This window comes from Massilia sp. P2_C2 (assembly GCF_056404615.1).
Genome location: NZ_JBFUDR010000557.1, coordinates 1 through 1,841, shown reverse-complemented (window position 1 = coordinate 1,841; position 1,841 = coordinate 1). Strand labels below are relative to the sequence as shown.

Genomic DNA, 1,841 nt, shown 5'->3' with positions numbered 1-1,841 from the left:
GTCACATGGTCACCGATGCCGCCGCCCTCGGCCTCGCGCTGCTGGCCCAGCTGATCGCGCGGCGGCCGCCGTCCGCGCGCCATTCGTTCGGCTTCGTGCGCGCGGAAGCGCTGGCCGCATTCGTCAACAGCCTCGCCATGCTCCTGCTCGTCGGCTGGATCGTGTTCGAGGCCGTCCAGCGCCTCGCGCACCCCGAATACGTGGCCGGCAAGACCGTGCTGATCGTCGCCGCGATCGGCGCCTGCATCAACATCACGGTTGCCTGGGTGCTGTCGCGCGACGAGCAGAGCATCAACACGCGCGCCGCCCTCGTCAACGTGCTGGGCGACCTGCTCGGCTCCATTGCCGCCATCGCGGCCGGCGCCGTCATCCATTTCACCGGCTGGGTGCGCATCGACCCGATCCTGTCCATCTTCGTGTCGCTGCTGATCCTCAAGTCGACCGTGAGCATCCTGCGGGAGTCGTACCATTTCCTGATGGAAGGCGTGCCGCACCACATCGACTACCTGAAGATCGGCGCCGACCTGACCGGCATCCCGGGCGTGCGCTCCGTGCACGACCTGCACGTGTGGGACATGTCGCCGGGCGAACCCGCATTGATCGGCCACCTGGAGATCGACGACCTGGACGCATGGCCCGACGTGCTGCGCGCCGTCAAGGCCATGCTGCTCGACAGGCACGGCATCGACCACGTCACGCTGCAACCCGAGCTGCACGACTGCTCGGACACGCATAACCACCTGTAAGCGGGCTCCGACCCGGCCACGGGACACGCGCCGATAGCCCGGCCGCAACCACCCTGCGGATAATCGGCCCATGCCTACATCATCCGAACTCGCCACCGCGCAGGTCGCCTACGCGCATGTCGCCTACGCGCATGTCGCCTACGCGCATGTCGCCTACGCGCATGTGTACGACACCCTGATCGTCGGCGGGGGCCCGGGCGGCCTCACCGCCGCCATCTACCTGCGCCGTTTCACGCGCAACGTCGCCCTCGCCGACAAGGGCAACAGCCGCCTGCGCCTGATTCCCGTCTCGCACAACTATCCCGGATTTCCCGAGGGCGTGCCCRGCCACATCCTGCTGGGCAACCTGGCGACGCAGTTGCAGCGTTACGGCGGCTGCGTGATGCCGGGCGAAGTCGTCGACCTGCGCATCGAGGACGGTCTGTTCGTCGGCGACTACGTGCCCGAGGGCGAGGACGCCGTCGTGCCGATCCGCGCCCACACCGTGCTGCTGGCGACGGGCGTCGCCGACGGCGGGCTGCCGATCGAGAACTGGCGCGAAGCCGTCGCCTTCGGCGCCGTGCGCCTGTGCCCCGTGTGCGACGGCTTCGACGTGATCGACAAGCGCATCGCCGTCGCGACGGCCGAGACGAATCCCGTGGGCCATGCGCTGTTCATGCGCACGTTCAGCGCGGACGTTACGCTGTTCGAGCGCGGCTCGCCGTCGATGCTGACGGATGACGACCGGCGCCGGCTGGACGCGGCCGGCGTGCGCCATATCGACTCGCCGCTGCGCGCCGTCACCCTGGATGCTGCCATGAAGCCCGTGCTGCACACGGACGACGACCAGGATCACGAGGCGGACGTGTTTTATCCGATGCTGGGCGAGCATGCCCGCTCGAGTCTCGCGGCGAACCCGGGCGCGCACACGGCGCAGTGCGAGGAACTGGTCGTGGACGAGCACCAGCAAACGACGGTGCCCGGCCTGTACGCGATCGGCGACGTCGTCGTGGGCCTGAACCAGATCGCCGTGGCGACGGGCCAGGCAGCGCGCGCGGCCGTGCGCATCCACAACCAGCTGCCGCCGGCGCTACGCCCGCCGCGCCGGCGGTAGGG

Annotated in this window: 2 protein-coding genes; both read left to right on the top strand. The window is 69.3% G+C overall.

The features are described 5' to 3' along the window. On the top strand, nucleotides 1-746 hold a 746-nt coding region (locus tag AC1DYX_RS30790), incomplete at its 5' end, for a cation diffusion facilitator family transporter (protein WP_477265969.1). Nucleotides 747-816: 70 nt separating this feature from the next. After that, the gene (locus tag AC1DYX_RS30785; RefSeq protein ID WP_477265967.1) at nucleotides 817-1,839 is read left to right on the top strand and encodes an NAD(P)/FAD-dependent oxidoreductase; all 1,023 of its coding nucleotides are present in this window, start codon (nucleotides 817-819) and stop codon (nucleotides 1,837-1,839) included. Nucleotides 1,840-1,841: the final 2 nt, after the last annotated feature.